Genomic DNA, 26,889 nt, shown 5'->3' with positions numbered 1-26,889 from the left:
GCGGCACGCCATGGTCGCGGTCATCGCGTCGATGACTTCACGGCGTTGTGTCAGGTCCGTGCCGAAGGAGACCCACCCTGCGATTCCGCACATCGCTACCTCCCGGTGATTAGTTAGCGTATACAACTATCCGTAACACCGGTGTAACACGCTTCGCCGTGCTTGTCTGCCCGAATTGCACGCTCCGTCCTCGGTGCGTCACCGTCTGTGGGACACGTCACCGGGCATCAAGAAGCCGTAAAGGCACCCGTTCGGGGCATCAAGAGGCCGTCAGTCGATCACCGGAAACGGTCTGACCAGGCGCACTGTTGCGGAGTCCTGGTCACCGATGGGGTGACCTGTCCTGAGAGGTGCCTAGTGGCCGACTTGCTCTACGCCGTGCTCCTGATCGGCGTGTTCGTGGTTCTCGCCCTGACCCTTCGCGGTCTGGAGAAGCTGTGACCGGCACGGGAACCGTGGCCAATGTCGTCGGCGGTCTGCTGGCGCTGGGGCTGATCGTCTATTTGTTCATCGCACTGGTCAGGCCGGAGAAATTCTGATGTCAGACACCGCGGCCGGCCTCTTGCAGGCCGGCCTCCTCCTCGTCGCGCTCGCCGCGGTCTACAAACCACTCGGCGACTACATGGCGCGCGTGTTCTCTTCGGAGAAACACACCAAGGCCGAACGTGGCCTGTACCGCCTGTTCCGGGTGAACCCCGGTTCCGAACAGCACTGGAAGACCTACGCGTCCGCCGTGATCGGCTTCTCGTTCGTCTCCGTCGTGTTCTTGTACCTGCTTCAGCGGCTCCAGGCGATCCTGCCGTGGAGCCTCGGGAAGGAACCGGTCTCGCCGGCGGTCGCCTTCAACACCGCCGTCAGCTTCGTGACCAACACGAACTGGCAGTCCTATAGCCCCGAAGCGACCATGGGCCACTTCGTGCAGATGGCCGGGCTGACGGTGCAGAACTTCCTGTCGGCCGCCGTGGGTCTTTCGGTCGCCGTCGCGGTCGTCCGCGGCTTCGTGCGCGCTAAGACCGACCGCCTCGGCAACTTCTGGGTGGACCTCACCCGCGGCACGATCCGGATCATGCTGCCGATCGCGTTCGTGGCCGCGATCGTGCTGATCGCGCTCGGCGTCGTCCAGAGCCTCAAGAGCGGCGTCGACGTCCTCAACCCCGACGGCAGCACGAGCAAGATCGCGCTCGCGCCCGCCGCGAGCCAGGAAGCCATCAAGGAACTCGGCACCAACGGCGGCGGCATCTTCAACGCCAACTCCGCGCACCCGTTCGAGAACCCCAACGCCTGGACCAACCTGATCGAGATCTTCCTGATCCTGGTCATCCCGGTCTCGCTCACCCGCACGTTCGGCAAGCTCGTCGGGAACACCAAACAGGGTTACGTCCTGCTCTCGGTGATGGCCACGTTGTTCACCGCGATGCTCACGGTGACCTGGTTGTCCGAAGCCCACGCGAGCGGTCCCGCGTCCTTGGCCGCCGGGGCGAACCTGGAGGGCAAGGAACAGCGGTTCGGCATCGGCCTGAGTTCGCTGTTCGCCACCGCGACCACCGGCACGTCGACCGGCGCGGTCAACGGCGCGCACGACAGCTACAGCGGGCTCGGCGGCGGCGGGGTCCTGCTCAACATGCTGCTGGGCGAGATCTCGCCGGGCGGGGTGGGCACCGGTCTCTACGGCATCCTCGTGATGGCCGTGATCGCGATGTTCCTCGCCGGGCTGATGGTCGGCCGGACGCCGGAGTACCTGGGGAAGAAGCTCGGCAAACGCGAGGTCACCTGCGCGGCCGTCGCCATGCTGGCGATGCCGACCGTGGTCCTGCTCGGCTCCGGGATCGCGCTGATGCTGGCCGACACCCCGGCCGCCATGACGAACTCGGGCGCGCACGGCCTTTCCGAGGTGCTGTACGCCTACGCGTCGGCGGGCAACAACAACGGCAGCGCGTTCGGCGGGCTCACCGTGACGAACGACTGGTTCCAGTCCTCGCTGTCGGTGGCCATGCTGCTCGGCCGGTTCATCCCGATCCTCGCCGTGCTGTGCCTGGCCGGATCCCTTGCCTCGCAGCGGAAGGTCCCGGAGACCGCCGGCACGCTGCCCACCACCGGACCGCTCTTCGGCACGATGCTCGCGGGCACGATCGTGCTCGTCGCGGCCCTCACCTTCATCCCGGCGCTCGCGCTCGGGCCTATAGCGGAAGCACTGGCATGAGCATGACCGTCACTCAAGAACGTCCCCCCGAAGAGGTATCCCAGCACCACGCGGAGAACGCGGGCCGGGTCGGCGCGGGGATCTTCAGTCCTCGTCAGCTGCTGACCTCGCTGCCGGAGGCGCTGCGCAAGCTGAACCCCAAGCACCAGCTGGCAAACCCGGTCATGTTCGTGGTGTGGATCGGCTCGGCGCTGACCACCGTCTTCGCGATCACCGACCCGAGCGTGTTCACCATCCTCATCACGATCTGGCTGTGGTTCACCGTCCTGTTCGCGAACCTCGCCGAGGCCGTCGCGGAAGGCCGGGGCAAGGCGCAGGCGGAAACCCTGCGGCGCAGCAAGAAGGAGACCGTCGCGCGCCGCCTCACCGAGGACGGCGACGAGGAGAACGTGCCGGGCGCGGACCTGCGCGTCGGCGACCTCGTGGTCGTCGAGGCGGGGCAGGTCATCCCGGGTGACGGCGATGTCGTCGAAGGCATCGCGACCGTCGACGAATCGGCCATCACCGGCGAATCGGCTCCTGTCATCCGTGAGTCGGGCGGCGACCGGTGCGCGGTCACCGGCGGCACCACGGTGCTCTCGGACCGCGTCGTCGTGAAGATCACCACCAAACCCGGCGAGTCCTTTGTGGACCGCATGATCGCCTTGGTGGAAGGCGCTTCCCGGCAGAAGACGCCGAACGAGATCGCGCTGACGATCCTGCTCTCGACGCTCACGATCATCTTCCTGCTCGCCGTGGTGGCGCTGCAGCCGATGGCGGGCTACTCCGGCAGCCAGCAGTCCGTGATCGTGCTGACCGCGTTGCTGGTCTGCCTGATCCCGACGACGATCGGCGCGTTGCTCTCCGCGATCGGCATCGCCGGGATGGACAGGCTGGTGCAGCGCAACGTCCTCGCGACGAGTGGTCGCGCGGTGGAAGCCGCGGGCGATGTCTCGACGCTGCTGCTGGACAAGACCGGCACGATCACCTTCGGCAACCGCAAGGCCACCGAGCTGATCCCGGTCGGATCGTCCACTTCGGACGACATCGCCAAGGCGGCCCGGCTGTCCAGCCTCGCCGACGGCACCCCGGAAGGCCGCAGCATCGTCGAACTCGTCGCGAGGGAACACGGGCTCGCGGAGACGGCGTCCGACGACGAGAAGCTCGCGGACTTCGTCGAGTTCACCGCGCAGACCCGGATGAGCGGCATCGACATCGGCGAGCGCCAGGTCCGCAAGGGTGCCACCGCGTCGGTGCGGGCGTGGGTCCGCGAACGCGGCGGCGAAATGCCGGACGAGACCGAACGCGTCGTCGACGAGATCAGCCAGCAGGGCGGGACCCCGCTGGTGGTCGCGGAGTACGACGGCGCGAAAGCCTTCGTGCGCGGCGTGATCCGGCTGTCCGATGTGGTCAAACCGGGGATGAAGGAGCGGTTCGTCCAGCTCCGGTCGATGGGCATCAAGACCGTCATGATCACCGGGGACAACCCGCTCACGGCCAAGGCCATCGCCCAGGACGCGGGTGTCGACGACTACCTCGCCGAGGCCAAACCCGAAGACAAGATGGCGCTGATCAAGAAGGAGCAGGAGGGCGGGCGGCTGGTCGCGATGACCGGCGACGGTACCAACGACGCCCCCGCGCTGGCGCAGTCCGACGTCGGCGTCGCGATGAACACCGGGACCTCCGCCGCCAAGGAGGCGGGGAACATGGTGGACCTCGACTCCGACCCGACGAAGCTGATCGAGATCGTGGAGATCGGCAAGCAGCTGCTGATCACCCGCGGCGCGCTGACCACCTTCAGCGTCGCCAACGACCTCGCGAAGTACTTCGCCATCCTGCCCGCGATGTTCACCGGCATCTTCGCCCAGCTCGGCGCGCTCAACGTCATGCAGCTGGCGACGCCGAAGTCGGCGATCCTGTCGGCGGTCATCTTCAACGCGCTGATCATCGTCGGGCTGATCCCGCTCGCCCTGCGGGGCGTTCGCTACAAGCCGTCGTCCGCATCGGCGTTGCTGCGCCGGAACCTGCTGGTCTACGGCCTCGGCGGCATCGTCAGCCCGTTCCTCGGGATCTGGCTGATCGACCTGCTCGTCCGTCTCATCCCTGGAATCGGGTAATCCCATGAACGCACTGTTGAAGCAGACCCTCGCCGGGCTGCGCGTCCTGCTCGTGATGACCGTGCTCCTCGGCGTCGTCTACCCGCTCGGCGTGTGGGCGGTCTCCCGGATCCCCGGTCTCCAAGGCAACGCCGAAGGCTCGATCATCAGCCAGGACGGCCAAGCCGTCGGCTCGTCCCTGATCGGCGTCGACCCGGTCGCGGCCGACCCGGCCAAGGACCCGTGGTTCCACAACCGTCCGTCCGCGGGTTCCAAGGACGTCCTCGGCCCCGGTGACCCGTCGTCGTCCGGTCCGTCGAACAAGGGCCCGTACAACGAGGACCTGGTCGCCGCGATCGGCGAACGCAAGAAGATCGTCGCCGCCCGCGAAGGCGTCCAGGAGTCGCAGGTGCCCGCCGACGCGGTCACGGCGTCGGCCTCGGGGATGGATCCGGCGATCAGCGTGGCCTACGCGGACCTGCAGATCCCGCGGGTGGCGCGGAACACCGGCCTGTCCGAGGACAAGGTCCGGCAGCTCGTGGCCGACAACACGAGCGGCACCGGGATCGGTGCGCCGGGTGTCACTGTGCTGAAGGTCAACTTGGCCGTGCGCGACGCGGCCGGAGGAGCACACTGACAGACGTGGACGAGAACACGACCAAGCCGCGCCGGGGTGAGCTGAGGATCTACCTCGGCGCGGCCCCGGGCGTCGGCAAGACCTACGCGATGCTCGGCGAGGCGCGGCGCCGCCTCGACCGGGGCACCGACGTGGTCATCGGCCTGGTCGAGACGCACGGGCGCAAGAAGACCGCGGAGCTCGTCGAGGGGCTCGAGACCGTGCCGCGCCGCCGGTCCGAGCACCGCGACCACGAGTTCGACGAGATGGACCTCGACGCGCTGCTCGCCCGCGCGCCCGAGGTCGCCGTCGTCGACGAACTCGCGCACACCAACGTTCCGGGTTCGCGCAACGAGAAGCGCTGGCAGGACATCGACGAACTGCTCGCCGCCGGGATCGACGTCCTCTCCACGGTCAACGTGCAGCATCTGCAGAGCCTCAACGACGTCGTCGAGCGGATCACCGGTGTCACCCAGCAGGAGACGGTGCCCGACGAGGTCGTGCGGCGGGCCGAGCAGCTGGAGCTGGTGGACATCACGCCCGAGGCGCTGCGGCGGCGCCTGGCGCACGGCAACGTCTACCCGGCCGAGCGGATCGACGCGGCGCTGGGCAACTACTTCCGGCCCGGCAACCTCACCGCGCTGCGGGAGCTCGCGCTGCTGTGGGTCGCCGACCAGGTCGACGTGGCGCTGCAGCGGTACCGGGCCGAGCAGAAGATCACCGACACGTGGGAAGCACGCGAACGGGTGGTCGTGTCCGTCACCGGCGGCCCGGAGAGCGAGACGCTGATCCGCCGCGCGAGCCGCATCGCGAACCGCGCGGGCGCCGAACTGCAGGTGCTGCACATCCTGCGCGGGGACGGGCTCGCCGGGATGGGGCCGACGGCGGTCGGCAAGTACCGGAAGCTGGCCGAGGAGGTCGGCGCGACCTTCCACACCGTCGTCGGCGACGACGTCCCGATGGCGCTGCTCGATTTCGCGCGCGGGGTGAACGCGACCCAGCTGGTCGTCGGGACTTCGCGGCGGTCACGGGTGGCACGGCTGTTCGACGAGGGCATCGGCGCGGCCGTGGTCCAGCGGTCCGGCCCGATCGACGTCCACATGGTCACGCACGCCCAGGCGGGCGGACGGCTGCGCGCCCGGTTCGCCCGGAGCCCTTTGACGCCGTCACGGCGCCTGACCGGTTGGGCGCTCTCGCTGGTGCTGCCTGCTTTGGCGACGTTGCTCGGGGCCCTGCTGAGGGACCAGCTCGACTTCTCCACCGACGTGATCGACTACGTCCTCGCGACGGTGCTGGTCGCGCTTGTCGGCGGGCTCGGCCCCGCGTTGCTCGCGGCGGTGGTCTCGGCCGGGCTGCTGAACTTCTTCTTCACCCCGCCGCTGTACAACCTCACCGTCCACGAGCCGCGCAACGTGATCACGCTGGTCGCGATGGTGCTGGTGGCGATCCTCGTCGCGGCGGTCGTCGACACCGCCGCCCGGCGCGCGACGCAGGCCGCACGGGCGCGGACCGAGGCGGCGCTGCTCGCCTCCTACGCGCGGACCGTGCTCTCGCACACCAACCCGATCGAGCGGCTGCTGGAGAAGGTCCGCGAGAACTTCGGGATGACTTCGGTGACCCTGCTGGAAAAGCGGGACGGCAAGTGGAAGCGGGTGGCGAACGCCGGCTCGGATCCCTGTGCCGACCCGGACCAGGCAGACGCCGACATCGCCGTCACCGCCGACGTCCACCTGACGCTGCGCGGCCGAGCGCTGCCCGCGTCGGACCGGGGAGTCCTGGAAGCCGTCGCCGGGCAGGCCCTGCTGGCCCTGCGGCAGCAGCGGACGGCGAAGGCGGCCGTCCGCGCCGAGCGCAAGGCCGAGGCGACCGAACTCCGGACGGCTTTGCTGTCGGCCGTGGGACACGACCTCCGGACGCCGCTGACGTCCATCAAGGCGTCCATCGGCAGCCTGCGCGCCACCGACATCTCACTGTCCGAAGAGGACACCGACGAGCTGCTCGAAGCGATCGAGGAATCGGCGGACCGGCTCGCCGGGCTCATCGACAACCTGCTCGACTCGTCGCGGCTGGCGACCGGCGCCGTCCGCCCGCTCCTGCGCCCGGTCGGCTACGACGAGGTCGTCGCGCACGCGCTGTCCAATGTGGACAACTCGGACTCGGTCGTGGTCGCGATCGACTCGCGGTTGCCGTCGGTGTGCGCCGACCCCGGCCTGCTGGAACGGGTCGTGGCGAACGTGGTCGACAACGCGCTGCGGCACGGGGCGTCCGGCGAGCCGATCTCGGCGCGGGCCAGCACGCATTCGGAGCACGTCGAACTGCGCATCATCGACCACGGGCGCGGGCTGAAGAAGGGCACCGCGGACTCAGCCTTCGCGCCGTTCCAGCGGCTCGGGGGAGACCGGGACAGCGTGCCCGGCGTGGGACTGGGGCTTTCGGTCGCCAAGGGGTTCACCGAGGCGATGGGCGGGCGGATCCGGGCGGAGGACACGCCCGGCGGCGGGCTCACCGTCGTCATCTCGCTGCCCGCATATGTTGGTCAGGATCCGGAAAAGAGCCTCCTCGCTTTCGACGACGAGGGCCTGGAAAACGAAGAGGAGGAGCGAGTGCGATGAGCGCAGACACCGCGTCGGCGACCGTGCTGGTCGTCGACGACGAACCGCAGATCGTGCGAGCCCTGCGGATCAACCTGTCCGCCCGCGGCTACAAGGTGATCACCGCGCACGATGGGACGGCCGCGCTGAAGGCCGTCGCCGAGACCAAACCCGACGTCGTCGTGCTCGACCTCGGCCTGCCTGACCTCGACGGCACCGAAGTGATCGCCGGCCTGCGCGGCTGGACGACGGTGCCGATCATCGTGCTGTCCGCGCGCGGCGACTCGGCCGACAAGGTGCAGGCCCTCGACGCCGGCGCCGACGACTACGTCACCAAACCCTTCGGCATGGACGAACTGCTCGCGCGCCTTCGTGCCGCCGTCCGCCGTTCGGCGTCGTCCAGTGTGGACGGTGTGGACGCGGTGGTGGACACGGGCTCGTTCCGCATCGACCTCGCGGCGAAGAAGGTGCGCCGGGACGGCAAGGAAGTGCACCTCACCAAGACCGAATGGGGCGTGCTGGAACTGCTGGTGCGCAACCGGGGACGGCTCGTGGCGCAGAAACAGCTGCTGCACGAGGTGTGGGGGCCGACCTACGAGACCGAGTCGCACTACCTGCGGGTGTACCTGGCGCAGCTGCGGCGGAAGCTGGAACCGGAACCCTCGCGGCCGCGGCACCTGCTGACGGAACCGGGGATGGGGTACCGGTTCGAGATGTGAGCCGCTGAGTGCCCGCATTTAGGTGACTAATTGCGAAGTCTTATCGGGCGCTGCTCGTGGAGGTGTCGGTGCCGGAGGTGCTGGACCGGCCCGGCGACGAGTCCGGGGCGCCGCTGGAGCTGGAGCCGCCACCCGGCGGGCTCGACGGGGGATCCGACGTCGGCGTCGTGGGCGTGGTCGTCGGAGTGGGCGTCGGCGTCTTCGTCGGTGTAGGCGTGGGCTTCGGAGTGGTCGGCGTCGGAATCACCGTGTGCGGCGGCTCGCCGCCACCCGGCGGGGGTACCACCGGCGGCGGGGCGACGACGCTCGTCGTCTCCTTGCCGTCCGGGCCGACCGACGTCACCGTGGTCGGCGGCGCGGTCGAGCTGGAGGACGCGCCGGGGATCGGTGAGCCGCTGACGGTCATCGGGCCGCCGGGGACGGCGTTGCCCGGGACCAGCTGGACGCCGGCGGGGGAGGTGTTCTGCCCGCCGGGGACGCCGGTGCCGCCCGCGGTGGCCGACACACCGGGGCCCGCCAGTTCGGCGATCGCGGCGAAGGCCGTCGCCACCACGAGGCCGCTGACGCCGAGTACGGCGTAGCCGGCACGGTTGAGCTTGCCGGTGGCACCGCGCGGGGGTGCCACGGACACGCGTGCGCTCGGATCAGACCCGTCGGGACGGGGCATGTGCTGGCTCCTCGGATGGGGGACTTCGGGGAGTTGAAGCGGCGGCGGTGTGAGAATGAAGAACACCGCGTCGCTTCCGGCTACCCGGGTGAGGTAGCCCAAAGTGGGGACCCGGCGCGGAGGTTATCACCGCACCTTCACTGTCTGCGAACTGCTGCGAACGTTGTGTTCACCCTCCGCGTTCATCCGCATGGTGCACGATGGGGGTCGTGAGTGAGGAAGAAACGCACATCAGGTTGACGGCGTGGGTGCACGGCCGGGTCCAGGGGGTCGGTTTCCGCTGGTGGACCCGCAGTCGGGCGCTTGAGCTGGGGTTGGTCGGCAGCGCGGGCAATCTGGCCGACGGCCGTGTCCAGGTGGTAGCGGAGGGTGTCCGTGACCACTGTGAGCGGCTTTTGGCAGCTCTCCGATCAGGAGAATCACCCGGTAGTGTGGATCGAGTCGTCGAGCGCTGGTCGCCTGCGAAAGGCGGGATCCGCGGCTTCGTGGAGCGCTGACGCACCGCGTCCCACTGTCACGCTGAGCACAGAGGTAGCCTGGGCCGATTGAACGACCGGTTCCCGCAGCCAGAGGGGTCAGCACGACGTGCACCTGAAGAGCCTGACGCTCAAGGGCTTCAAGTCCTTCGCCTCGGCGACGACGCTGCGTTTCGAGCCGGGCATCACCTGCGTGGTCGGGCCGAACGGCTCCGGCAAGTCGAACGTCCTCGACGCGCTTCGCTGGGTCATGGGCACTCAGGGCGCGAAGGACCTGCGCGGCGGCAAGATGGAGGACGTCATCTTCGCCGGGACCACCGGCCGCGCCCCGCTCGGGCGCGCCGAGGTCACCCTCACCATCGACAACGCCGACGGCGCGCTGCCCATCGAGTACTCCGAGGTCTCGATCACCCGCCGCATGTTCCGTGACGGCGCGAGCGAATACGAGATCAACGGCGACCGCTGCCGCCTGATGGACGTGCAGGAACTGCTGTCGGACTCCGGTATCGGCCGCGAGATGCACGTCATCGTCGGGCAGGGCCAGCTTTCGGCGATCCTCGAATCCAAGCCCGAGGAGCGCCGCGCCTTCATCGAAGAGGCCGCCGGTGTCCTCAAGCACCGCAAGCGCAAGGAACAGACCCTGCGCAAGCTCGCGAACATGCAGGGCAACCTCGACCGCCTCGGCGACCTCACCACCGAGCTCCGCCGCCAGCTCAAACCGCTGGGCAAGCAGGCCGAGATCGCCCGCAAGGCGCAGTGGGTGCAGTCCGAACTGCGCGACGCCCGGCTTCGGCTGTTCGCCCACGACCTGGTCTCCCAGCGCGAAGGCATCGCCAAGGAAGAGGCCGACGAGCGCGTCGCCCGCCTGCGTCGCGGCGAAGTCGAGCAGGCGCTGGAGATCGTCGCCGCCGAGGAGGCCGAGCTCGAAGCCTCGCTCGCCGAAGACGCGCCGCGTCTCGCCGCGGCCCAGGAGACTTGGTACAAGCTTTCCGCGCTGACGGAGCGGTTGCGCGGCACCGTGCGGCTCGCGCTGGAACGTCAGCGGCACCTCTCGTCCGACGTGCAGCAGGCGAGCACCGGCCGCGACCCCGAAGAGCTGCTCGCCGAGGCCGAGCACGTCGCCGAGCAGGAGCAGGAGCTCAACGAGGCCGTCGCCGAGGCGCGCATGGTGCTTTCGGAGACCGTCCAGAAGCGTGAGCAGCTCGAACATCTCGTCCAGGCCGCCGAGCGCGCGCATATGGCCGCCGTCCGCGCCATCGCCGACCGGCGGGAGGGGCTGGCGAAGCTCGCCGGGCAGGTCGAGGCGCTGCGCAGTAAGAACGGCGCCACCTCCGACGAGATCGACAGGCTCACCGTCTCGCTCGAAGAGGCCGCCGAGCGTGCCGAGATCGCCGTCGAGGAACTCGAAGAAGCCAAGGCCGAAGGCGGCGTCGAGGAGTCCGACGACTTCGACCTGCAGGCTCACCACGACCGCGCGGTGGAGGCCAACAACGCCGCCAAGGCGCGGGTCGAGGAACTGGTCAAGGCCGAGCGGGCCACCGAACGCGAGATCGCGTCGGAGAAGGCCCGCGTCGAGGCGCTGTCGATGGGCTTGCGCCGCAAGGACGGCGCCGGCGCGCTGCTCGGCGCGCAGCACGAACTGCCGGGTCTGCTCGGCTCGGTGGCCGCGCTGCTCACCGTCGAGGCCGGCCACGAGGTCGCGCTGGCCGCGGCGCTCGGCCCGGTCGCCGACGCGGTCGCGGTCAACGGCGGCGCCGACGCGCTCGCCGCGCTGAAGTTCTTGAAGGACAACGACTCCGGCCGCGCGGGCATTCTGCTCGGCGGGCTGGGGTCCACTGTGGACACCAGTGCCTGGCCGTCGCTGCCCCAGGGCGCGCGTTGGGCACGCGAAGTGGTTTCGGCGCCGCCCGCGCTGCGGTTCGCCGTCGAGCACGCGCTCGACCGGGTGGCCATTGTGGACGGTCTGGAGTCCGCGCGCCGTCTCGTCGAGGTGTATCCCGAGGTCAGCACGGTCACGCCCGAGGGCGATGTCTTCGGCGCCCGCTGGGCCGTCGGCGGTTCCGCCCGCAGTGAGAGTGTCATCGAGGTGCAGGCCGCGGTCGACGAGGCGGGTGATCGGCTGAACGCCGCCGAGCGCACCCTCGAACGCACCGCCGCGGAACTCGAAGGCGCCCGCACCGGACAGCAGGCCCGGCGCGAAGAGGTCGGCAGGGCCAAGGACGCGCTCGGGGACGCGAAGGTCCGCAAGGCGCGTTCGTCCGAGCGGCTGAACCGGTTGCAGCAGGCCGCGCGTGGCGCGCAGGCCGAGATGGACCGGCTGAGCAGTCAGCGCACCAAGGTCGAGCAGAGCCGCGAACAGGCGCTTCAGCAGCTGGCGGAACTCGAAGAGCGGCTCGCCGCCGTCGCCGACCAGGAGATCGACGAGGATCCGGACACCGCCGAGCGTGACCAGGCCGCCGAAGACCTCGGCACGGTCCGCCAGGAGGAGATGGAGTCCCGGCTCGCGCTGCGCACCGCCGAGGAGCGGGCGCGGAGCATCCAGGGCCGGGCCGAATCGCTTCGCCGTGCCGCGCACGCCGAGCAGCAGGCCCGTGAACGCGCCGAAAAGTCCAGGGCGGCGCGGAAACGCGGCGCCGAGATCGCCAACGCGGTGGTCAACGGCGGCGAGATCGCGCTGGAGCGCATCGAGGTCTCCGTGCAGCGCGCCGCCCACGAACGGGACGAGGCGCAGGCGCAGCGGCAGTCGCGGGAGACCGCGCTGACCCAGGTCCGCAGCAAGGTCCGCGAGCTGACCGGTGAACTGGAGAAGCTCACCGACGCCGTCCACCGCGACGAGGTGCTGCGCGCCGAGCAGCGGCTTCGGCTGGAGCAGCTCGAAACCAAGATCGCCGAGGACTTCGGCATCGGGCTCGAAGACCTCGTCTCCGAGTACGGCCCGGACAACCCCGTGCCGCCGAGCGCGGGCGAGATGGCCGAGTACGAGGCGGCCAAGGAACGCGGCGAGGACGTCACCCAGCCGCCGCCCATGCCGTTCGACCGCGACACCCAGGCTCGCCGGGCGAAGCGCGCGGAGAAGGACCTGAGCCTGCTGGGCAAGGTCAACCCGCTGGCGCTGGAGGAGTTCGCGGCGCTGGAGGAGCGGTACAAGTTCCTCTCGACCCAGCTGGAAGACCTCAAGGACACCCGCAAGGACCTCGAAGCCGTCATCAAGCAGGTCGACGAAAAGATCCTCGAGGTGTTCGAGTCCGCGTACGAGGACGTCGCGCGCGAGTTCGAGACCGTGTTCGGCGTGCTGTTCCCGGGCGGCGAGGGACGCATGGTGCTCACGCAGCCCAACGACCTGCTCTCCACCGGTGTCGACGTCGAAGCGCGCCCGCCGGGCAAGAAGGTCAAGCGGCTCTCGCTGCTTTCCGGTGGCGAGAAGTCGCTCGTCGCCGTCGGCATGCTGGTGGCCATCTTCCGCGCCCGGCCTTCGCCCTTCTACGTCATGGACGAGGTCGAGGCGGCGCTCGACGACACCAACATGCGACGGCTGATCGGGCTGCTGGAGCAGCTGCGGGACTCTTCGCAGCTGATCATCATCACCCACCAGAAGCCGACCATGGAGATCGCCGACGCCCTGTACGGCGTTTCGATGCAGGGCGACGGCATCACCAAGGTGATCTCGCAACGGCTCCGGACCTCCGAAGAGGACCCGGTTCCCGCGTAGCATTTATTTGCGGGGTAAGGCAAAGGTGCCATGCGCACTCGCGTGCATATCGGCCTGGGATGTTGCGAAAGTGGCTTTCGCAACGCCGCCTTCCACCAGTCCGCATTGGGCCGAGGGGGTCGTGAGTGGCAAGTGTCGTTCTAACCCCACTTGCCACTCACGACCACCCGCACCGACCACCCGCTTGTCTCCGCCGACGTCGCGAAAGCCACTTTCGGGACACTCGACGTCCCGAAAGTGGCTTTCGCGACGCTTTCTGGCCTCCGTCACCCCCGGCGGACCGTAAGACCCGAGGCGAAGGGGACCCGGTTTCCGTCTAGCGCTTACTTCGCGACCCAGAACGCGTAGTCGGCGGAGTACCGGACAGCCGTCTGCGCGCCTGCCGTGCAGGTGCCCGCCGGGGCGAGCCCGCCGTGCGTGTCGAGCCGCTGGACGTAGGTGATCTTGCCGAAGATCCCGTCACCGCTGTTCAGATTCGCCTTCAGCAGCAGTTCCGGCACCGCGTTCGGCCGCGGGTTGGACGCGCCGGGCACCGCCGCCGCCCCGACCGTGCTGCCGTCCACAGTGGACGTCCACACCGGCCCCTTGCTGTGCAGTGCGATGGTCCGCCCGCGGTGGCTCAGTGTCGCCGCGGGCTGGATCAGCGTCCACGCCCCGTTGGTGCAGCCGTAGATCTGTACGCCTTCGCCTCGGTAGGTGGCGACGCGCTCGTTGCCCGCCGGAACCTTGACGGACTCCGGCACGGCGGTGTCGGTCGCGGCATAGGCGGTGGCGCCGCTTCCCAGCAGCAGCGCGCCGACCGCGATGGACACGGTTGCTCGTTTCATCGTTCTCTCCCTCTCCTCACCCGCCGTCTTCAGGCAGGTACCGAAGCTGACACGGAGGAGAGGAAGAGAACGTTCAAAAGAGTGACTCAGGTCACACTGATGAGGATTCCTTGACGTCTTCGGTGAGCGGGTCCGGGCTGCTGTGCCGCAGCGACAGCAAGCCGCCCACCACGAGCGTGATCACCACGCCGCACAGCGTGTACCACGGCCAGGCCAGCGCCACGGTGTTCCCCGACGCCTTGCCGAAGTCGATACCGATCAGGCTGCCGTCCGGTTTGTTGAACTTGACGCCGAGGATGATGAACGCCATCACGATCACCGTCGCCACGAACGCCACGATCGCGTCCGCCTGCCTGGCCCGCTTGATCAGCAGCCCCAGGAGGAACGCGCCGAGCAGTGCGCCGTAGGTGTAGCCGGTGATGCCGAGCGCCTGCACCACGATCGGGTCGGCCGAGGTCTTGTTGGAGGAGGCGAAGAAACCCGCGCACAGGATCAGTGCGCCCGCCCAGACGATCGTCCAGATCCGGCCGTGCTTCAGCCTGTCGGCTTCCGGCAGTTCCCGGCCGATCACCCGTTCGTAGACGTCGGTCACCGTGGACGACGCCAGCGCGCCGAGCGACGAACTCAGTGCGGCGGCGAGGATCCCGGCGATCACGAAGCCGGAAAGCCCGCTCGGCAGGTCGTTCACGATGAAGTTGGCGAACAGCTCGTCCTTGTTGGCCAGCCCGAGGCCTTCCGGCTTCGGCTTGGTCGGGGCCAGGCCGTTGTACAGCGCCCACAGCAGCACACCGATGAACAGGAACAGCGCGAACTGGATGAACACCACGAAACCGCTGGCGACCAAGGCCTTCCGCGCGGCGCGCAGATCGTTGGTGGACTGCAGGCGCTGCACGATCAGCTGGTCCGAGCCGTGCGACGCCATCGAGAGCACCGCGCCACCGATCACCGCGGTGAAGAACGCGAACTGCCCGGTGAGCATGTTCGAGGAGAAGTCGAGGATCTGGAACTTGTTGGCGTCGACGGCCTTGCCGAACCAGCCGTCCGGCAGCCTGCCGGCGATCACCCAGATCACCACGACCGCGCCGAGGATGTACCAGAGCATCTGGATCGCGTCGACCCACACGACCGCGCGGACCCCGCCGAAGAAGCTGTAGAGCACCATCGCGATGCCGAGTCCGACCACGATGGTCCAGTACGAGACGTTCAGGCCGTAGGCCGCCATCACGACCTTGATCGGGATCGCGGTGGCGAACAGCCGGATGCCGTCGGCCAGTGTCCGGGTGAGCAGGAAGGTCACCGACGCGGTGCCCTGCAGCCCGCTGCCGAACCGTTTGCCCAGGAAGGCGTACGCGGTGACCAGGTTGCCCGCCACATAGCGCGGCAGCAGCACCATCGACACCACGATCCGGCCGGCGATGTAGCCGATCGCCAGTGCCAGGTACGTCATCCCGCCGTCGCCGGGGGTGGCGATGTAGGCCACCGTCGGCACGGAAAGCACGGTGAGGGTGGACGTCTCCGCGGAGACCACCGAAAGGCAGGCCACCCACCAGGAGATCTTGCCTTCACCGACGAAGTAGTCGGAGCCGGATTTCTGTTTGCCGCCGATCCAGACGCCCAACAGGGGCATCCCGACCAGAAAAAGCCCGATGATCGCGAGGTCAAGTGCGCGCATCCGTATCTCCTATCGCTCGCCGGTCGTCGCCGCTACCCGTAGCCGGGTCACGGTTGAGGAATGCGGGGCGGGCAGCCGCAGGGGGCCCGCGCCCGGGGTGATGCTGCCGAGCAGCCGGTCGCCTCGTGCCCCGGTGGCCGACGGGAGGTTCCCCGGGACGCCGGACCAGGTCAGCCAGCCGAGCAGAATGGTCAGGTATGCCTCTTTGCCCGCGCGGGGCAGCCCGTGGTCGTCGCTGGTCTTCAGCGCCGCGCCGGGCAGGTTCCCGGCGAGCGCGGCCATCAGCGCCGGGTTGTCGGCGCCGCCGCCGGAGACGATCAGCGTGGCGATGTCGTGGCGACGGCATTCCGCGGCGATCGTCACCGCGGTCAGTTCGGTCAAGGTCGCCAGAAGATCTTCCGGGCCGATCGGCGGGAGCCCGTCGAGCGCCGCGTCGAGGTACGCGCCGTGGAACAGTTCCTTGCCGGTCGACTTCGGCGGCGCGGCCGCGTAATACGGGTCGAGCAGGAGTTTCGCCAGCAGGTCGGGCCGGACGGAGCCGCGCAGGGCGAGCGCGCCGTCGATGTCGGCACGCTGTCCGGTGGCCCGGTGCGCGGCGATGTCCATCAGGGCGTTGCCGGGTCCCGTGTCGTAGGCGAGGACGTTTCCTGTCGCGGGGACGACGGTGATGTTCGCGATCCCGCCGATGTTGAGCGCCGCGACCGGGCCGGAGGCGGCCATGTCCCGTAGCCACAACGCGTCCAGGGTGCTGGCGAGCGGCGCGCCGTGCCCGCCGGCGGCCACGTCGCGCACGCGCAGGTCGGCCACCACGGGCAATCCCGTGCGCTCGGCGATCCACGCCGGATTCCCGAGTTGCAGCGTGCCGCGCGCGGTGCCGTCCTCGACCCAGTGGAACACCGTCTGACCCAGCGAGGCGACGACGTCCGCTTCGCCGCCGGCCAGTTCCTCGACGCCGCGCGCGGCCGCCTCGCCGAAGGCCTGTCCCACCGAAGTGTCGAGTTTCGTGAGCTGTTCGGCGCTGCACGGATTCGGCGGCAAGGCGTCGAGCAAGGCTTCGCGGAGCGTTTCGGGATACGGGACTTCGAGCTTGCCGAGCGGGGACAGCACCACCGTGTCCCCGTCGGCACGCAGTTCGGCGGCCGCCACGTCGATCCCGTCGATCGACGTGCCGGAGATGAGCCCGATCATCCGGACCCCAGAGCCGGAGAAAACTGTCATTCGAAGTGGTCTAGCGCTCGTTCCGGAGAACGCGCAAGCGAGACTGTTTCTTCTTGTCCGAAATGAGTCCTATCCAGTGGGTGCCTGACAAGATCGGCTTCCTTCCCGTGGGGCGTCTACGTCGGGTCGTGCGCGGATGCGAGGATGGCGCCGTGTCGAGCACCCCCTGGTTCTGGATCGTTGTCGTTGCCGTCGTGGTCCTGGTCGCCGTTCTGGTGACCGGGCTGCTCATCGCGCGCCGCCGCCGGATCAGCCTGGACGAGTCCAAGGCTGCCGCCGCCGTCGAGCGCGAGAAGCCGAAGGGCGGCAGTTATACCGCGACCGGCGGGATCGCGCTCGCTCCTGGCGGCGAGAAGACCGAAGAGACCGAGGAGCCGGAGCATCCGGTCGAAGACCGCCCGGAGACCGAAGGCCAGCCCGCCGTCGGGGACGACGCGGCGGTGCCGAGGGATTCCGCGCAGCGCACGGTGCGTGACGTCGAACTTCCTGAACCGGCCGAGGAAACGGCTCCTGAACCCGCGCCCGCCCCCGTTCCCGCCGAGGAGATCGCCCCGGCGGCCGGGCGCCTGGAGCGGCTGCGCGGCAGGCTGGGCAAGTCCCGTTCGGTGTTCGGGCAGAGCCTGCTCGGCCTCCTGGGCGCCGGCGACCTGGACGAGGACTCCTGGCAGGACGTCGAAGACACGCTGCTCATGGCGGACCTGGGCGCGGCGACGACCACCGAGATCGTCGAACGCCTTCGTGAGGAACTGAAGCGCCGCGCCGTGCGGACGTCCGAGGAGGCGCGCGCGGTACTGCAGGAGGTGCTGACCGCGGCCCTTTCGACCGACGCGGTCCGGGCTGTCCGCGCGCTGCCGCACACCGTCGACGGCGTGAAGCAGCCCGCCGTCGTCCTGATCGCCGGGGTCAACGGCACCGGCAAGACGACCACCACCGGCAAACTCGCTCGGGTGCTCGTCGCGCAGGGGAGCACCGTCGTGCTCGGCGCGGCCGACACCTTCCGCGCCGCCGCGGCGGAACAGCTGCAGACCTGGGCCGAGCGAGTGGGCGCGGAAGTCGTGCGCGGCAAGGAAGGCGCGGACCCGGCGGCGGTCGCCTTCGACGCCGTCAAACGCGGCACCGAGGCGGGCGTGGACGCGGTCCTGGTCGACACCGCGGGCCGCCTGCACACCAAGACCGGCCTGATGGACGAGCTCGGCAAGGTCAAGCGAGTCGTCGAGAAGCAGGCGAAGGTCGACGAGGTGCTGCTGGTGCTCGACGCCACCACCGGGCAGAACGGGCTGATGCAGGCCCGCGTGTTCTCGGAGGTCGTCGACGTCACCGGCATCGTCCTGACCAAACTGGACGGCACCGCGAAGGGCGGCATCGTCTTCCAGGTGCAGCGTGAACTCGGGGTGCCGGTGAAGCTGGTCGGCCTCGGTGAGGGGCCGGACGACCTGGCGCCTTTCGAGCCGGGCGCCTTCGTGGAAGCCCTGCTCAGCAGCTAGCCAATGCTATGAAAGGTCCTTTCCTTGCAAATTTTGCAAGGAAAGGACCTTTCATAGCGCGCGCTCAGACCGTGACAGGGACGTTCTCGACCGGAGCGACCTTCTTGTCCCGCATCACCGCGAAGGCGATCACCGCGGCGGCCAGCACCCCCACCGCGCTCACGACGAACGTCGTCGACATCGCCGAGGTGAACGACTCGCGGGCCGCGGTGATGAGGCCGCCGTCACCGGTGGCGAAGGCGTCGCCGATCGAGAGCCGTGCCTGCGCCGGGGCGGATTCGGGCATCTGCGAGGTGAACAGGCTCGACACGATGCTGCCGAGGATCGCGATGCCGAGCGCGGCGCCCAGCTGCTGGATGGTGTCGTTGAGCGCGGAGCCGACACCGGCCTGCTCTTCCGGGACCTCGCTCATCAGTGCCGAGATCGCCGACGGCATCGCCAGTCCGCCACCGGCGCCGAGCAGGAACAGCGCCACGGCGGGCAGCAGGAAGCCCGAAGTCGCCGACAGCGTCGCGAGCAGGCCGAATCCGGCGGCCATCACGGTCATCCCGGCCGCGGCCAGCACGCGGTTGCCCGCCTTCCGGCCCAGCGTGGCGCCGAGTGTGTTGCAGAGCAGCGACGCGATGGCCATCGGGATGAACGCGAGACCCGCCTGGGCCGGGGTGTAGCCGAGGACGTACTGCAGGTACTGGGTCAGGAGCAGCAGCAGGCCGCCGTTGCCGATCTGCACCAGCGTGAGCGACAGGCTGCCGCCGCTGAAGTTGCGCTTGCGGAACAGCTTGAGCGGGACCATCGGCGACGGCGTGTGCCGCTCCCAGAACACGAAGCCGGTCAAGCTCACCACCGCGATCGCCAGCGGGACGAAGGTGCCGGCCTCGGCGATACCGTGCTTGGGCAGTTCGATGATCGTCCAGACCAGCGCGACCATCCCGGTCGCCGACAGGATCGCGCCGAGCGGGTCGGGCTTCTGCCACGGGCCCTTCGACTCCGGCATCAGGGTGAGCGCGGCGAGTACGGCGATGACGACGATCGGCACGTTGATCAGGAACACCGCGCCCCACCAGAACCACGCGATCAGCACGCCGCCCAGTACCGGGCCGCCGATCAGGCCGAGCATCGCGACCGCGCTCCACGCCGCCATCGCCTTGCGGCGCTCGGTGTCGTCGAAGACGGTGATCAAGATCGACAAGGTGCTCGGCATGATCAGCGCGCCGCCGACGCCCATCACCGCGCGGGACAGGATCAACTCCAGGGGGTTCCCGGCGAACGCCGCGACGAGTGAGGCCACCCCGAACAGGAGGAGGCCGATGATCATCACCTTCCGGCGGCCGAAGCGGTCCCCGAGGCTTCCCGACGTGAGCAGCAGGCCGGCGAACACCAGGATGTAGGAGTCGAGGATCCACTGCGTGTCCTGCGCGCTCGCCCCGAGGTCTTCGGCCAGCGGCGGCACGGCCACCGTCAGCACCATGTTGTCCACGACCAGCACGAGCGTGCTCAAGCACAGCACGATCAGGATCCACCAGCGGCGCGGGTCACGCGTCTCGTTCATCGGATTACCCCCAGAGGTGGTTGCGTACGTTGTTCTGTTGTTGCGCACACTGTACGCAGAACTTAATCGCGTTCGCAATGGGGTACGTCGTGCGCTAGGGTGGGGGCATGGCAACCGAGCAGCAGCCGATCCAGTCGGTGTGGACCCGCCCCCCTCGCAAACGGGATCAGCCCGCGTTGAGCCAGGCGCAGATCGTCGCCGAAGCCGTCCGGATCCTGGACGTCGAAGGTGTCGACGCGCTGAGCATGCGCAGGCTGGGTACCGCGCTGAACGCGGGCGCGACCTCGCTCTACCGGCACGTGGCCAACCGTGACGAGCTGATCGAGCTGGTCGTCGACGAGGTCTACGGCGAGATCACCGTGCCGGACAGTGACGATCCGGCGCGATGGCGTGAAGCGGCCGTCGTCGGGGCCCAGAGTGTCCGCGCGATGATCCTGCGGCACCCTTGGATCGCTTCACTGCTCGGTTCGGTCGGCCTGTCGTACCTCGGGCCGAACGTCATGCGGCTCAACGAGCGGCTGCTGGCCGTCTTCGTGACCGCGGGGTTCCCCGGCGACGAGGGCGACCAGGCGATCAGCGCGGTCATCTCTTACGTCATCGGCATGGGGACGACCGAAGCGGCTTGGCTCACGACGGTCGCGAAGAGCGGACGAAGCGAGCGCGAGTGGGCGGATCAACTGCGCCCCGCCGTCGAGGCGGCGGCGCAGGAACACCCGCACCAGCGCGAACGGCTCGTCCAGGACGACGTCGAGGCCGACCCGGAGCGGCTTCGCGACGAGAAGTTCCGCTACGGGCTGGACAGGATGCTCGACGGCTTGGCGGCCAGGCTCAAACGGTGACCCCGTCACGCGAAAGGGTCGAACCGAGCGAGGTCGCGATTCGCTGGACGACAGGCGCGATCCGTTCGACGGCCTCCATCGTGAGCCGTCCCGAAGGTCCGGACACCGAGACGGCCGCCGGCACCGGCGCGCCGGGGACCGCGACGGCCACACAGCGGACGCCCAGTTCCTGCTCGGCCTCGTCGAGCGCGTAACCCTGCTCGGCGATCTTCGCCAGCTCGGTCAGGAGCGCGTCCTGGTCGGTGAAGGTGTGCTCGGTGTACGAAGGCATGCCTGTCCGGGCGAGCAGTGCCGTGACGGCGTCGGGTGCCAGATGCGCGAGCATCGCCTTGCCCACGCCGGTGCCGTGGGGCAGGAGACGTCGTCCGACCTCGGTGAACATCCGCATCGAGTGCTTCGACGGCACCTGGGCGACGTAGACGACCTCGTCCCGCTCGAGAACGGCGAGGTTCGCCGTCTCGCCGACCTCGTCGACCAGCTCCGCGAGCAGCGGCCGCGCCCACGAGCCGAACTGCATGCTTGCGTTCTCGCCCAGTCGGATGAGCCGGGCGCCCAGCGCGTACCGGCGGTTGGTGTTCTGCCGGACGTAACCCAGGTCCACCAGCGTCCTGATCAGCCGGTGGATGGTCGGCATCGGCAGCCCGGACAGGGTCGCCAGCTCCGAAAGACTGGCCTCCCCGCCGGTGTCCGCGAGATGCTCGAGGAGCTCGAAGGCCCGCTGAAGGGACTGGACGCCGCCGTCGCGCCCGTTCTTCTCCGCTGCCACCGTGGTACTCCTAACGTCGGCGTTGATGTTCCGCTATGCAGAAACTATAGTCCGTCATGTAAAACCGTAGGGACGTATTGCTTTAGGAATGTCACTGTTTATCCGAACTCGGGGTGTTACTCATGTCTGAAGCTCAGGTGCTCGGCGATCCGGTCGAGCGCGGGAACGAAATCCTCACGCCGGAGGCGCTCGCCTTCCTCGCGGGTCTGCACGAGGCTTTCGCCGCCCGCCGCGACGAGCTGCTGCAGGCCAGGAGCAAGCGCCGTGAGGAGGCCAGGACCACCGGCAGGCTCGACTTCCTGCCCGAGACCGCGCAGGTCCGTGAGGGTGACTGGAAGGTGGCCGAGGCCCCGCCCGCGCTGCGCGACCGCCGTGTCGAGATCACCGGCCCGACCGACCGCAAGATGACCATCAACGCGCTGAACTCCGGCGCCAAGGTCTGGCTGGCCGACCTGGAGGACGCCAACACGCCGCACTGGGCGAACGTCGTCTCCGGCCAGGTCAACCTGTACGACGCCGTCCGCGAGAACATCACGCTGGAAAGCGGCGGCAAGAGCTACGCGCTGAAGGACGACGTCGAGCACGCGACCATCGTGGTCCGCCCGCGCGGCTGGCACCTCGACGAGCGCGGCCTGTCCTTCGGCGGGCGCCAGGCCGTCGGCGCGCTGGTCGACTTCGGCCTCTACTTCTTCCACAACGCGAAGGAGCTGCTCAACCGCGGCAAGGGCCCGTACTTCTACCTGCCGAAGATGGAGAGCCACCTCGAAGCCCGGCTCTGGAACGACGTCTTCACCCACTCGGAGAAGACGCTCGGCATCGAGCACGGCACCGTCCGCGCCACCGTGCTGATCGAGACCATCCCGGCCGCTTTCGAGATGGACGAGATCCTCTACGAACTGCGCGAGCACGCTTCGGGCCTGAACGCCGGCCGCTGGGACTACCTGTTCAGCGTCATCAAGTACTTCCGTGACGCGGGCGAGAAGTTCGTGCTGCCGGACCGCAACTCGGTCACCATGACCGCGCCGTTCATGCGCGCGTACACCGAACTACTGGTGTGCACCTGCCACAAGCGGGGCGCGTTCGCGATCGGCGGCATGGCCGCGTTCATCCCGAACCGCAAGGACCCGGAAGTCACCGCCGCGGCGCTCGACAAGGTCCGCGCCGACAAGAGCCGCGAGGCGGGCGACGGCTTCGACGGTTCCTGGGTCGCGCACCCGGGCATGGTGGACATCTGCCGCGAGGAGTTCGACAAGGTCCTCGGCGACAAGCCGAACCAGCTCGACAGGACCCGCGACGAGGTGTCCGTCACCGCCGACCAGCTGCTCGACGCGGCTTCGACGCCGGGTGGCGCCACCGCGGCCGGTCTGCGTGCCGCCGTCGACGTCGGCATCCGCTACATCGCCTCCTGGCTGAGCGGGAACGGCGCGGCGGCCATCCACAACCTGATGGAGGACGCGGCCACCGCGGAGATCTCGCGTTCGCAGGTGTGGCAGTGGGTGCGCAACGGCACGCGGCTCGACACCGGCGACAAGGTGACCGGCGAACTGGTGCGCGGCGTGCTGGCCGAGGTTCGCGGCGAACTCGCCGCCGAGATCAAGCCGGAGCTGCTGGAGCCCGCCGTCGAGCTGTTCGAACAGGTCGCGCTCGCCGACGAGTTCCCGGACTTCCTGACCCTGCCCGCCTACGAACGGATCAAGTAGACAGATGGGGAACGGGCGGCTCACCGAGGACGTCTACACCGCTGCCGACGCGCGCCTCGCCGAGGCGGACGCGCGCGTCGCGGCCAAATATCCCGGCGAGCCGCCCGGCCGCCAGCCCGTGCACACCGTGTACGTACCCGCGTCGCGGTACAAGACGCGGCTCGTGGCGGACTGGGGCAAGCAGGCCCTGCGGGTCTTCGGCGAACACGCCGAGCAGCTGGGCCTGGACGCGGACATCGCCGATCGGGTCAGGACCAAACTCCTGACCGAGCCGATCGAGGACCTGCGGATCGACTTCGAGGACGGTCTCGGCAGGCCGGGCGACGAAGAGGAGGACGCCACCGCGCTCGCCGCCGGGCGGACCCTCGCCATCACGGGCGGGACGCCGTTCGTCGGCATCCGGTTCAAGAGCTTCGAGCAGGCGACCCGGCGCCGCGGCATCCGCACCCTCGACCTCTTCCTGTCGGGTCTGCTGGAAAGCGGGCCGCTGCCGGACGGGTTCGTCGTCACGCTGCCGAAGGTGACCGCTGTCGAGCAGGTCGAAGTGGCGGCGGATGTCCTGGAGCGCCTCGAATCCGCGTACGGCCTGCCTGCGGGCACGCTGCGGTTCGAAGTCCAGATCGAGACCGCGCAGTCCATTGTGGACATCGACGGGACGGTGGCTGTGCCGCGGATCGTCGAAGCCGCGCGCGGCCGGTGTTCGGGACTGCACTACGGGACGTACGACTACAGCGCCGGTCTCGGGATCAGCGCCGAGTACCAGAGCATGGAACATCCGGCCGCCGACTTCGCCAAGCAGCTCATGCAGGTTTCGGCCGCGGGGACCGGCGTCCGCCTCTCGGACGGCTCGACGAACAAACTGCCCGTCGGCGACGCGATCCTCCCGGCCTGGCGCGAACATCTGCGGCTGGTGCGGCGATCACTGGAGCGCGGCTTCTACCAGGGCTGGGATCTGCATCCGCACCAGCTGCCGACCCGGTTCGCCGCGACGTACGCGTTCTTCCGCGAGGGGTTCCCGGCTGCGCTGGGCCGGTTGCGGGACTACGCCGACCAGACCGGACGAGGTGTGCTGGACGAGCCCGCGACGGCGCAGGCCTTGGCGAGTTTCCTCTTGCGTGGCCTGGATTGCGGGGCCTTGGACGCGGGGGAGCTTTCGTTCTCCCGGACGGAATTGGACGGCTACGCACGACGGACCGTGTGAGCAGCGGCTGAGGGAACGCCTTTCGAGGCAGGCGCTCCCGCAGCCGCTGCTCAGCCCGCCCCGGCTCAGTCCGTCGGCAGCGGGCCGGTTTCTTCCCGGTGGTGGACGGACCTCGCGACGAGCGCCAGCATGGCGAGCTGACCCGCGATCGTCCCGGCCGTCGCCCACGTCGGGAGGGCGGCCGGAACCACCTGCAACGTCAACGGCGGGCCGAGAACGGCTCCGAGCACCACCAGCGTGTCGAGGACCGTGGTGAGCAGTCGATGTGTCTGGCTCGCGGGCACCGCCGCTTCCGCCTTCAACTCCGACGTCTCGATCCTGACGCGCGCGAGCCGGGTCGGTGTCCCTTCCCAGCTCGTCATCTCTTCTGACGTCGTGTCGTCCACGCCGTCGATTTCGGCACCCATGCGTCGTGCCTTTCTTTGCCCAGTCAGGCGAGCCCGGGTTGGCGCGTCATGCTGGGGACCACTGGGGGCAGCCGACTCTTCGGCTGCCGGGACCGGACGAGACCCCCAGCTCGCGGTTGTCCGGTCCTTTCCCATTCGGGTGCCTCACGCGTGAAGGCCGTGGTCGCGCCTTCGGTGGTGATACCCGTCGCATGGGGACGGGTCTGCGTGAGTCTTGTTCTCGACCGCGAAGCTGGTTTGAGAACAGTAGCGCCGATCACAGTCGTGCCGCAACTACTTGACACAGATTCACTGCTGAAAGTGTGGTGAACATGTGCCTTGTATGACACGATGATGTGCGCGGCACGAAGCCGCGGGGAAGGGAGCGCTATGCCATCGGTCGAGGAGACCGCGACCGGCCGCCCCGCGGTGGTCGATCGCGTCAACGTCGCGCTGATCGCCGAGGCGGTCGAAGCGCTGGGCAAACTGCAAGAGCGCACCGGGCTCAAGAAGGTCGACCTGGTCAACCGTGCCCTGCTGATCTACGAGTTCGTGGACGCGGAACTCCGTGCGGGCAAACAGGTCGTGCTGCGGGATCCGGACGGACAGGATCAGCTGGTCAAGATCTTCCTCTGAGCGTTTTCCGCGCCGTGGTACCGCGCGAGAACCTCGTCCAGTGGGCCGTGCGCGCGGATCCGGCCCTCGTCCATCCAGAGCGCGGCGGTGCACAGCTCCCGCAGTAGTTCGTCGGAGTGCGAAGCGAACACCAGCACGCCGGCGCGGCGGGCGAGGTCGACCAGTCGTTCGCGTGCCTTGGCGAGGAACGCGGCGTCGATCGCGCCGAGTCCCTCGTCGAGGATGAGGATCTCGGGGTCGATGGTGGTCACCACGCCGAGCGCGAGCCGCACCCGCATGCCGGCGGAGTAGGTGCGCAAGGGCAGGTGCAGGTAGTCGCCGAGTTCGGTGAACTCCGCGATGTCGTCGACCCGTTTCGTCATCTGCTTGCGGGACATGCCGAGGAACAGGCCCCGGATCAGGATGTTCTCGTGGCCCGAGACCTCGGGGTCCAGCCCGACCCCGAGGTCGAACACCGGCGCGATCCTGCCGACGACCCGCGTGCTGCCCCTGGTCGGTTCGTAGATGCCGGACAGCAACCGCAGGAGCGTGGACTTCCCGGCGCCGTTGTGGCCGACCAGGCCGACTCGATCGCCCTCGCTCAAGGACAGGGAGATGTCCCGCAGGGCTTCGATGATCGGGACCTTCGCGTCGGTGCCGATCTTGCCGCCGACCTTGCCGAGCACCCGTTTCTTGAGCGATCGGGTCTTGGCGTCGAAGATCGGGAAATCGACGTAGGCGCCCTGTACTTCGATGCTCACCACGGTGCCGCCTCCTCGCTGTCGTCAAATGCGAACGGAAGTTATCATTCGCATCTGGGTGCGGTAACGTGCGGCCGGTGAACCAGCCATCCGCCGATCAGGGCTTCCGCCCGCCGCAACAGGCCCGCAGCCGGGAGTCCCTGCAGAAGGTGCTGGCCGCCGCTGAGCATGTACTCGCAGGTCAGGGCATCGAGGAGTTCACCGTCGGGGCGGTCGCCGAGCAGGCGGGAATGTCCGTGGGGGCGATCTATCGCCGATTCTCGGGCAAGAACCAACTGCTGTACGCAGTGAAGGACCAGGTGCTCGGACAACTGGAGACCGGCGTCAGCGAAGCGCTTCGCGCGGCGGAGCCCGGGCTGACCGGGATCGTCGTCGCGTTCACCCAGGCTCTGGCGCGGACCTTCGCCCGCCACGACCGGATCTTCCCCGAGCTGCTCGACAGCCAGCGCGCCGAGGGACGCGATCGTGGCCTCCGAGCGCTGGCCACGATCCAGGACGATTTCGTGCAGGCTGCTCGGCCCTGGCTCGAGGAGATCCGACGGCCGGACCGGGACCAGGCCATCCGCATGGTGGCCCGGACCACCATCGGTTCCTGTGTGCACCGGGCCGCCAGTGGCCGGTATTGGCCGGACGGCCTGAACTGGACCGCGTGGGCGACCGAAACGACCGGGATGGCGCTGGCCTACTTGACCTTGCCGGAGGAGTCAGGACCCGCCTAGATGATTGATTCCGTGAAGTTGGTGTTAGTGGTCGTAGGCGATGAGTGAGCGTTTGCTGGTCACGCCGGTTTGCCAGTTGTGCCAGATGCCTGCGGACAT

General features: G+C 68.9%; 22 protein-coding genes. 15 read left to right on the top strand and 7 right to left on the bottom strand.

The window, feature by feature from the left end; translation table 11 throughout:
- Window positions 1-437 precede the first annotated feature (437 nt).
- From kdpF to smc, 9 genes are all read left to right on the top strand, one after another.
- Window positions 438-539, top strand: a complete 102-nt coding sequence (kdpF, locus tag ACFOSH_RS00110; protein ID WP_020630647.1) for a K(+)-transporting ATPase subunit F — start codon at window positions 438-440, stop codon at window positions 537-539.
- Complete coding sequence (gene kdpA, locus ACFOSH_RS00105; RefSeq protein WP_378236487.1) at window positions 539-2,200, top strand: potassium-transporting ATPase subunit KdpA; 1,662 nt, start codon at window positions 539-541, stop codon at window positions 2,198-2,200. The genes kdpF and kdpA overlap by 1 nt, the downstream gene beginning before the upstream one ends.
- A 2-nt stretch (window positions 2,201-2,202) precedes the next feature.
- The gene (kdpB, locus tag ACFOSH_RS00100) at window positions 2,203-4,296 is read left to right on the top strand and encodes a potassium-transporting ATPase subunit KdpB (RefSeq protein ID WP_378236486.1); all 2,094 of its coding nucleotides are present in this window, start codon (window positions 2,203-2,205) and stop codon (window positions 4,294-4,296) included.
- Window positions 4,297-4,300: 4 nt separating this feature from the next.
- Window positions 4,301-4,912, top strand: a complete 612-nt coding sequence (locus ACFOSH_RS00095; protein ID WP_378236485.1) for a potassium-transporting ATPase subunit C — start codon at window positions 4,301-4,303, stop codon at window positions 4,910-4,912.
- 5 nt (window positions 4,913-4,917) lie between these two features.
- A complete protein-coding gene (locus tag ACFOSH_RS00090; protein ID WP_378236484.1) occupies window positions 4,918-7,503 on the top strand; it encodes a DUF4118 domain-containing protein in 2,586 nt (861 codons plus the stop codon).
- Window positions 7,500-8,201 carry a response regulator gene (locus tag ACFOSH_RS00085; RefSeq protein ID WP_378236483.1) on the top strand — a complete coding sequence of 234 codons (702 nt, stop codon included), beginning with the start codon at window positions 7,500-7,502 and terminating at the stop codon, window positions 8,199-8,201. Before ACFOSH_RS00090 ends, ACFOSH_RS00085 begins: the two co-directional genes overlap by 4 nt.
- Window positions 8,202-8,269: 68 nt before the next feature.
- The gene (locus ACFOSH_RS00080; protein ID WP_378236482.1) at window positions 8,270-8,782 is read left to right on the top strand and encodes a hypothetical protein; all 513 of its coding nucleotides are present in this window, start codon (window positions 8,270-8,272) and stop codon (window positions 8,780-8,782) included.
- Between the two features lie 286 nt (window positions 8,783-9,068).
- Window positions 9,069-9,365 (top strand): acylphosphatase, encoded by a 297-nt coding sequence (locus ACFOSH_RS00075; protein WP_378236481.1) that lies wholly within the window; start codon window positions 9,069-9,071, stop codon window positions 9,363-9,365.
- A gap of 88 nt (window positions 9,366-9,453) precedes the next feature.
- A complete protein-coding gene (gene smc, locus ACFOSH_RS00070; RefSeq protein ID WP_378236480.1) occupies window positions 9,454-13,053 on the top strand; it encodes a chromosome segregation protein SMC in 3,600 nt (1,199 codons plus the stop codon).
- Between the two features lie 323 nt (window positions 13,054-13,376).
- On the opposite strand, the gene ACFOSH_RS00065 is transcribed toward smc, so the two are convergent.
- From ACFOSH_RS00065 to ACFOSH_RS00055, 3 genes are all read right to left on the bottom strand, one after another.
- The gene (locus ACFOSH_RS00065) at window positions 13,377-13,880 is read right to left on the bottom strand and encodes a DUF3455 domain-containing protein (RefSeq protein ID WP_378236479.1); all 504 of its coding nucleotides are present in this window, start codon (window positions 13,878-13,880) and stop codon (window positions 13,377-13,379) included.
- Window positions 13,881-13,971: 91 nt separating this feature from the next.
- A complete protein-coding gene (locus ACFOSH_RS00060) occupies window positions 13,972-15,552 on the bottom strand; it encodes a sodium:solute symporter (protein ID WP_378236478.1) in 1,581 nt (526 codons plus the stop codon).
- Window positions 15,553-15,561: 9 nt separating this feature from the next.
- Window positions 15,562-16,770 carry an anhydro-N-acetylmuramic acid kinase gene (locus tag ACFOSH_RS00055; protein WP_378236477.1) on the bottom strand — a complete coding sequence of 403 codons (1,209 nt, stop codon included), beginning with the start codon at window positions 16,768-16,770 and terminating at the stop codon, window positions 15,562-15,564.
- A 152-nt stretch (window positions 16,771-16,922) separates the two neighbouring features.
- On the opposite strand from ACFOSH_RS00055, the gene ftsY reads away from it, so the two are divergent.
- Window positions 16,923-18,254, top strand: coding sequence for a signal recognition particle-docking protein FtsY (gene ftsY, locus ACFOSH_RS00050; RefSeq protein WP_378236476.1), 1,332 nt, complete (start codon window positions 16,923-16,925; stop codon window positions 18,252-18,254).
- A 64-nt stretch (window positions 18,255-18,318) separates the two neighbouring features.
- Here ftsY and ACFOSH_RS00045 read toward each other — a convergent pair whose 3' ends face one another.
- Window positions 18,319-19,803, bottom strand: coding sequence for an MFS transporter (locus ACFOSH_RS00045; protein WP_378236475.1), 1,485 nt, complete (start codon window positions 19,801-19,803; stop codon window positions 18,319-18,321).
- A gap of 107 nt (window positions 19,804-19,910) precedes the next feature.
- Between ACFOSH_RS00045 and ACFOSH_RS00040 the strand changes: the two genes are divergently transcribed.
- Complete coding sequence (locus ACFOSH_RS00040; protein WP_378236474.1) at window positions 19,911-20,642, top strand: TetR/AcrR family transcriptional regulator C-terminal domain-containing protein; 732 nt, start codon at window positions 19,911-19,913, stop codon at window positions 20,640-20,642.
- Here ACFOSH_RS00040 and ACFOSH_RS00035 read toward each other — a convergent pair.
- On the bottom strand, window positions 20,632-21,408 hold the full coding sequence (locus ACFOSH_RS00035; RefSeq protein ID WP_378236473.1) for an IclR family transcriptional regulator: 777 nt from the start codon (window positions 21,406-21,408) through the stop codon (window positions 20,632-20,634). The two genes, ACFOSH_RS00040 and ACFOSH_RS00035, sit on opposite strands and share 11 nt — an antisense overlap.
- Before the next feature lie 122 nt (window positions 21,409-21,530).
- Here ACFOSH_RS00035 and aceB point away from each other — a divergent pair, with 122 nt between their 5' ends.
- Window positions 21,531-23,108 (top strand): malate synthase A, encoded by a 1,578-nt coding sequence (gene aceB / locus ACFOSH_RS00030; RefSeq protein WP_378236472.1) that lies wholly within the window; start codon window positions 21,531-21,533, stop codon window positions 23,106-23,108.
- 4 nt (window positions 23,109-23,112) lie between these two features.
- Window positions 23,113-24,309 carry a DUF6986 family protein gene (locus ACFOSH_RS00025; RefSeq protein WP_378236471.1) on the top strand — a complete coding sequence of 399 codons (1,197 nt, stop codon included), beginning with the start codon at window positions 23,113-23,115 and terminating at the stop codon, window positions 24,307-24,309.
- A 65-nt stretch (window positions 24,310-24,374) separates the two neighbouring features.
- Here ACFOSH_RS00025 and ACFOSH_RS00020 read toward each other — a convergent pair whose 3' ends face one another.
- On the bottom strand, window positions 24,375-24,716 hold the full coding sequence (locus ACFOSH_RS00020; protein WP_378236470.1) for a hypothetical protein: 342 nt from the start codon (window positions 24,714-24,716) through the stop codon (window positions 24,375-24,377).
- A 369-nt stretch (window positions 24,717-25,085) separates the two neighbouring features.
- Between ACFOSH_RS00020 and ACFOSH_RS00015 the strand changes: the two genes are divergently transcribed.
- Entirely contained in the window at window positions 25,086-25,331 is a 246-nt protein-coding gene (locus ACFOSH_RS00015) for a hypothetical protein (RefSeq protein WP_378236469.1), read from the top strand.
- Here ACFOSH_RS00015 and wzt read toward each other — a convergent pair.
- Complete coding sequence (gene wzt / locus ACFOSH_RS00010; protein ID WP_378236468.1) at window positions 25,307-26,074, bottom strand: galactan export ABC transporter ATP-binding subunit Wzt/RfbE; 768 nt, start codon at window positions 26,072-26,074, stop codon at window positions 25,307-25,309. The two genes, ACFOSH_RS00015 and wzt, sit on opposite strands and share 25 nt — an antisense overlap.
- A 74-nt stretch (window positions 26,075-26,148) precedes the next feature.
- Between wzt and ACFOSH_RS00005 the strand changes: the two genes are divergently transcribed.
- Window positions 26,149-26,790, top strand: coding sequence for a TetR/AcrR family transcriptional regulator (locus ACFOSH_RS00005; protein ID WP_378236467.1), 642 nt, complete (start codon window positions 26,149-26,151; stop codon window positions 26,788-26,790).
- Window positions 26,791-26,889 lie beyond the last annotated feature (99 nt).

This window comes from Amycolatopsis speibonae, assembly GCF_042647925.1.
Lineage (GTDB): Bacteria > Actinomycetota > Actinomycetes > Mycobacteriales > Pseudonocardiaceae > Amycolatopsis > Amycolatopsis speibonae.
Note: the sequence above shows the minus strand (reverse complement) of the source record. Positions and strands in the feature narration are given on the sequence as shown.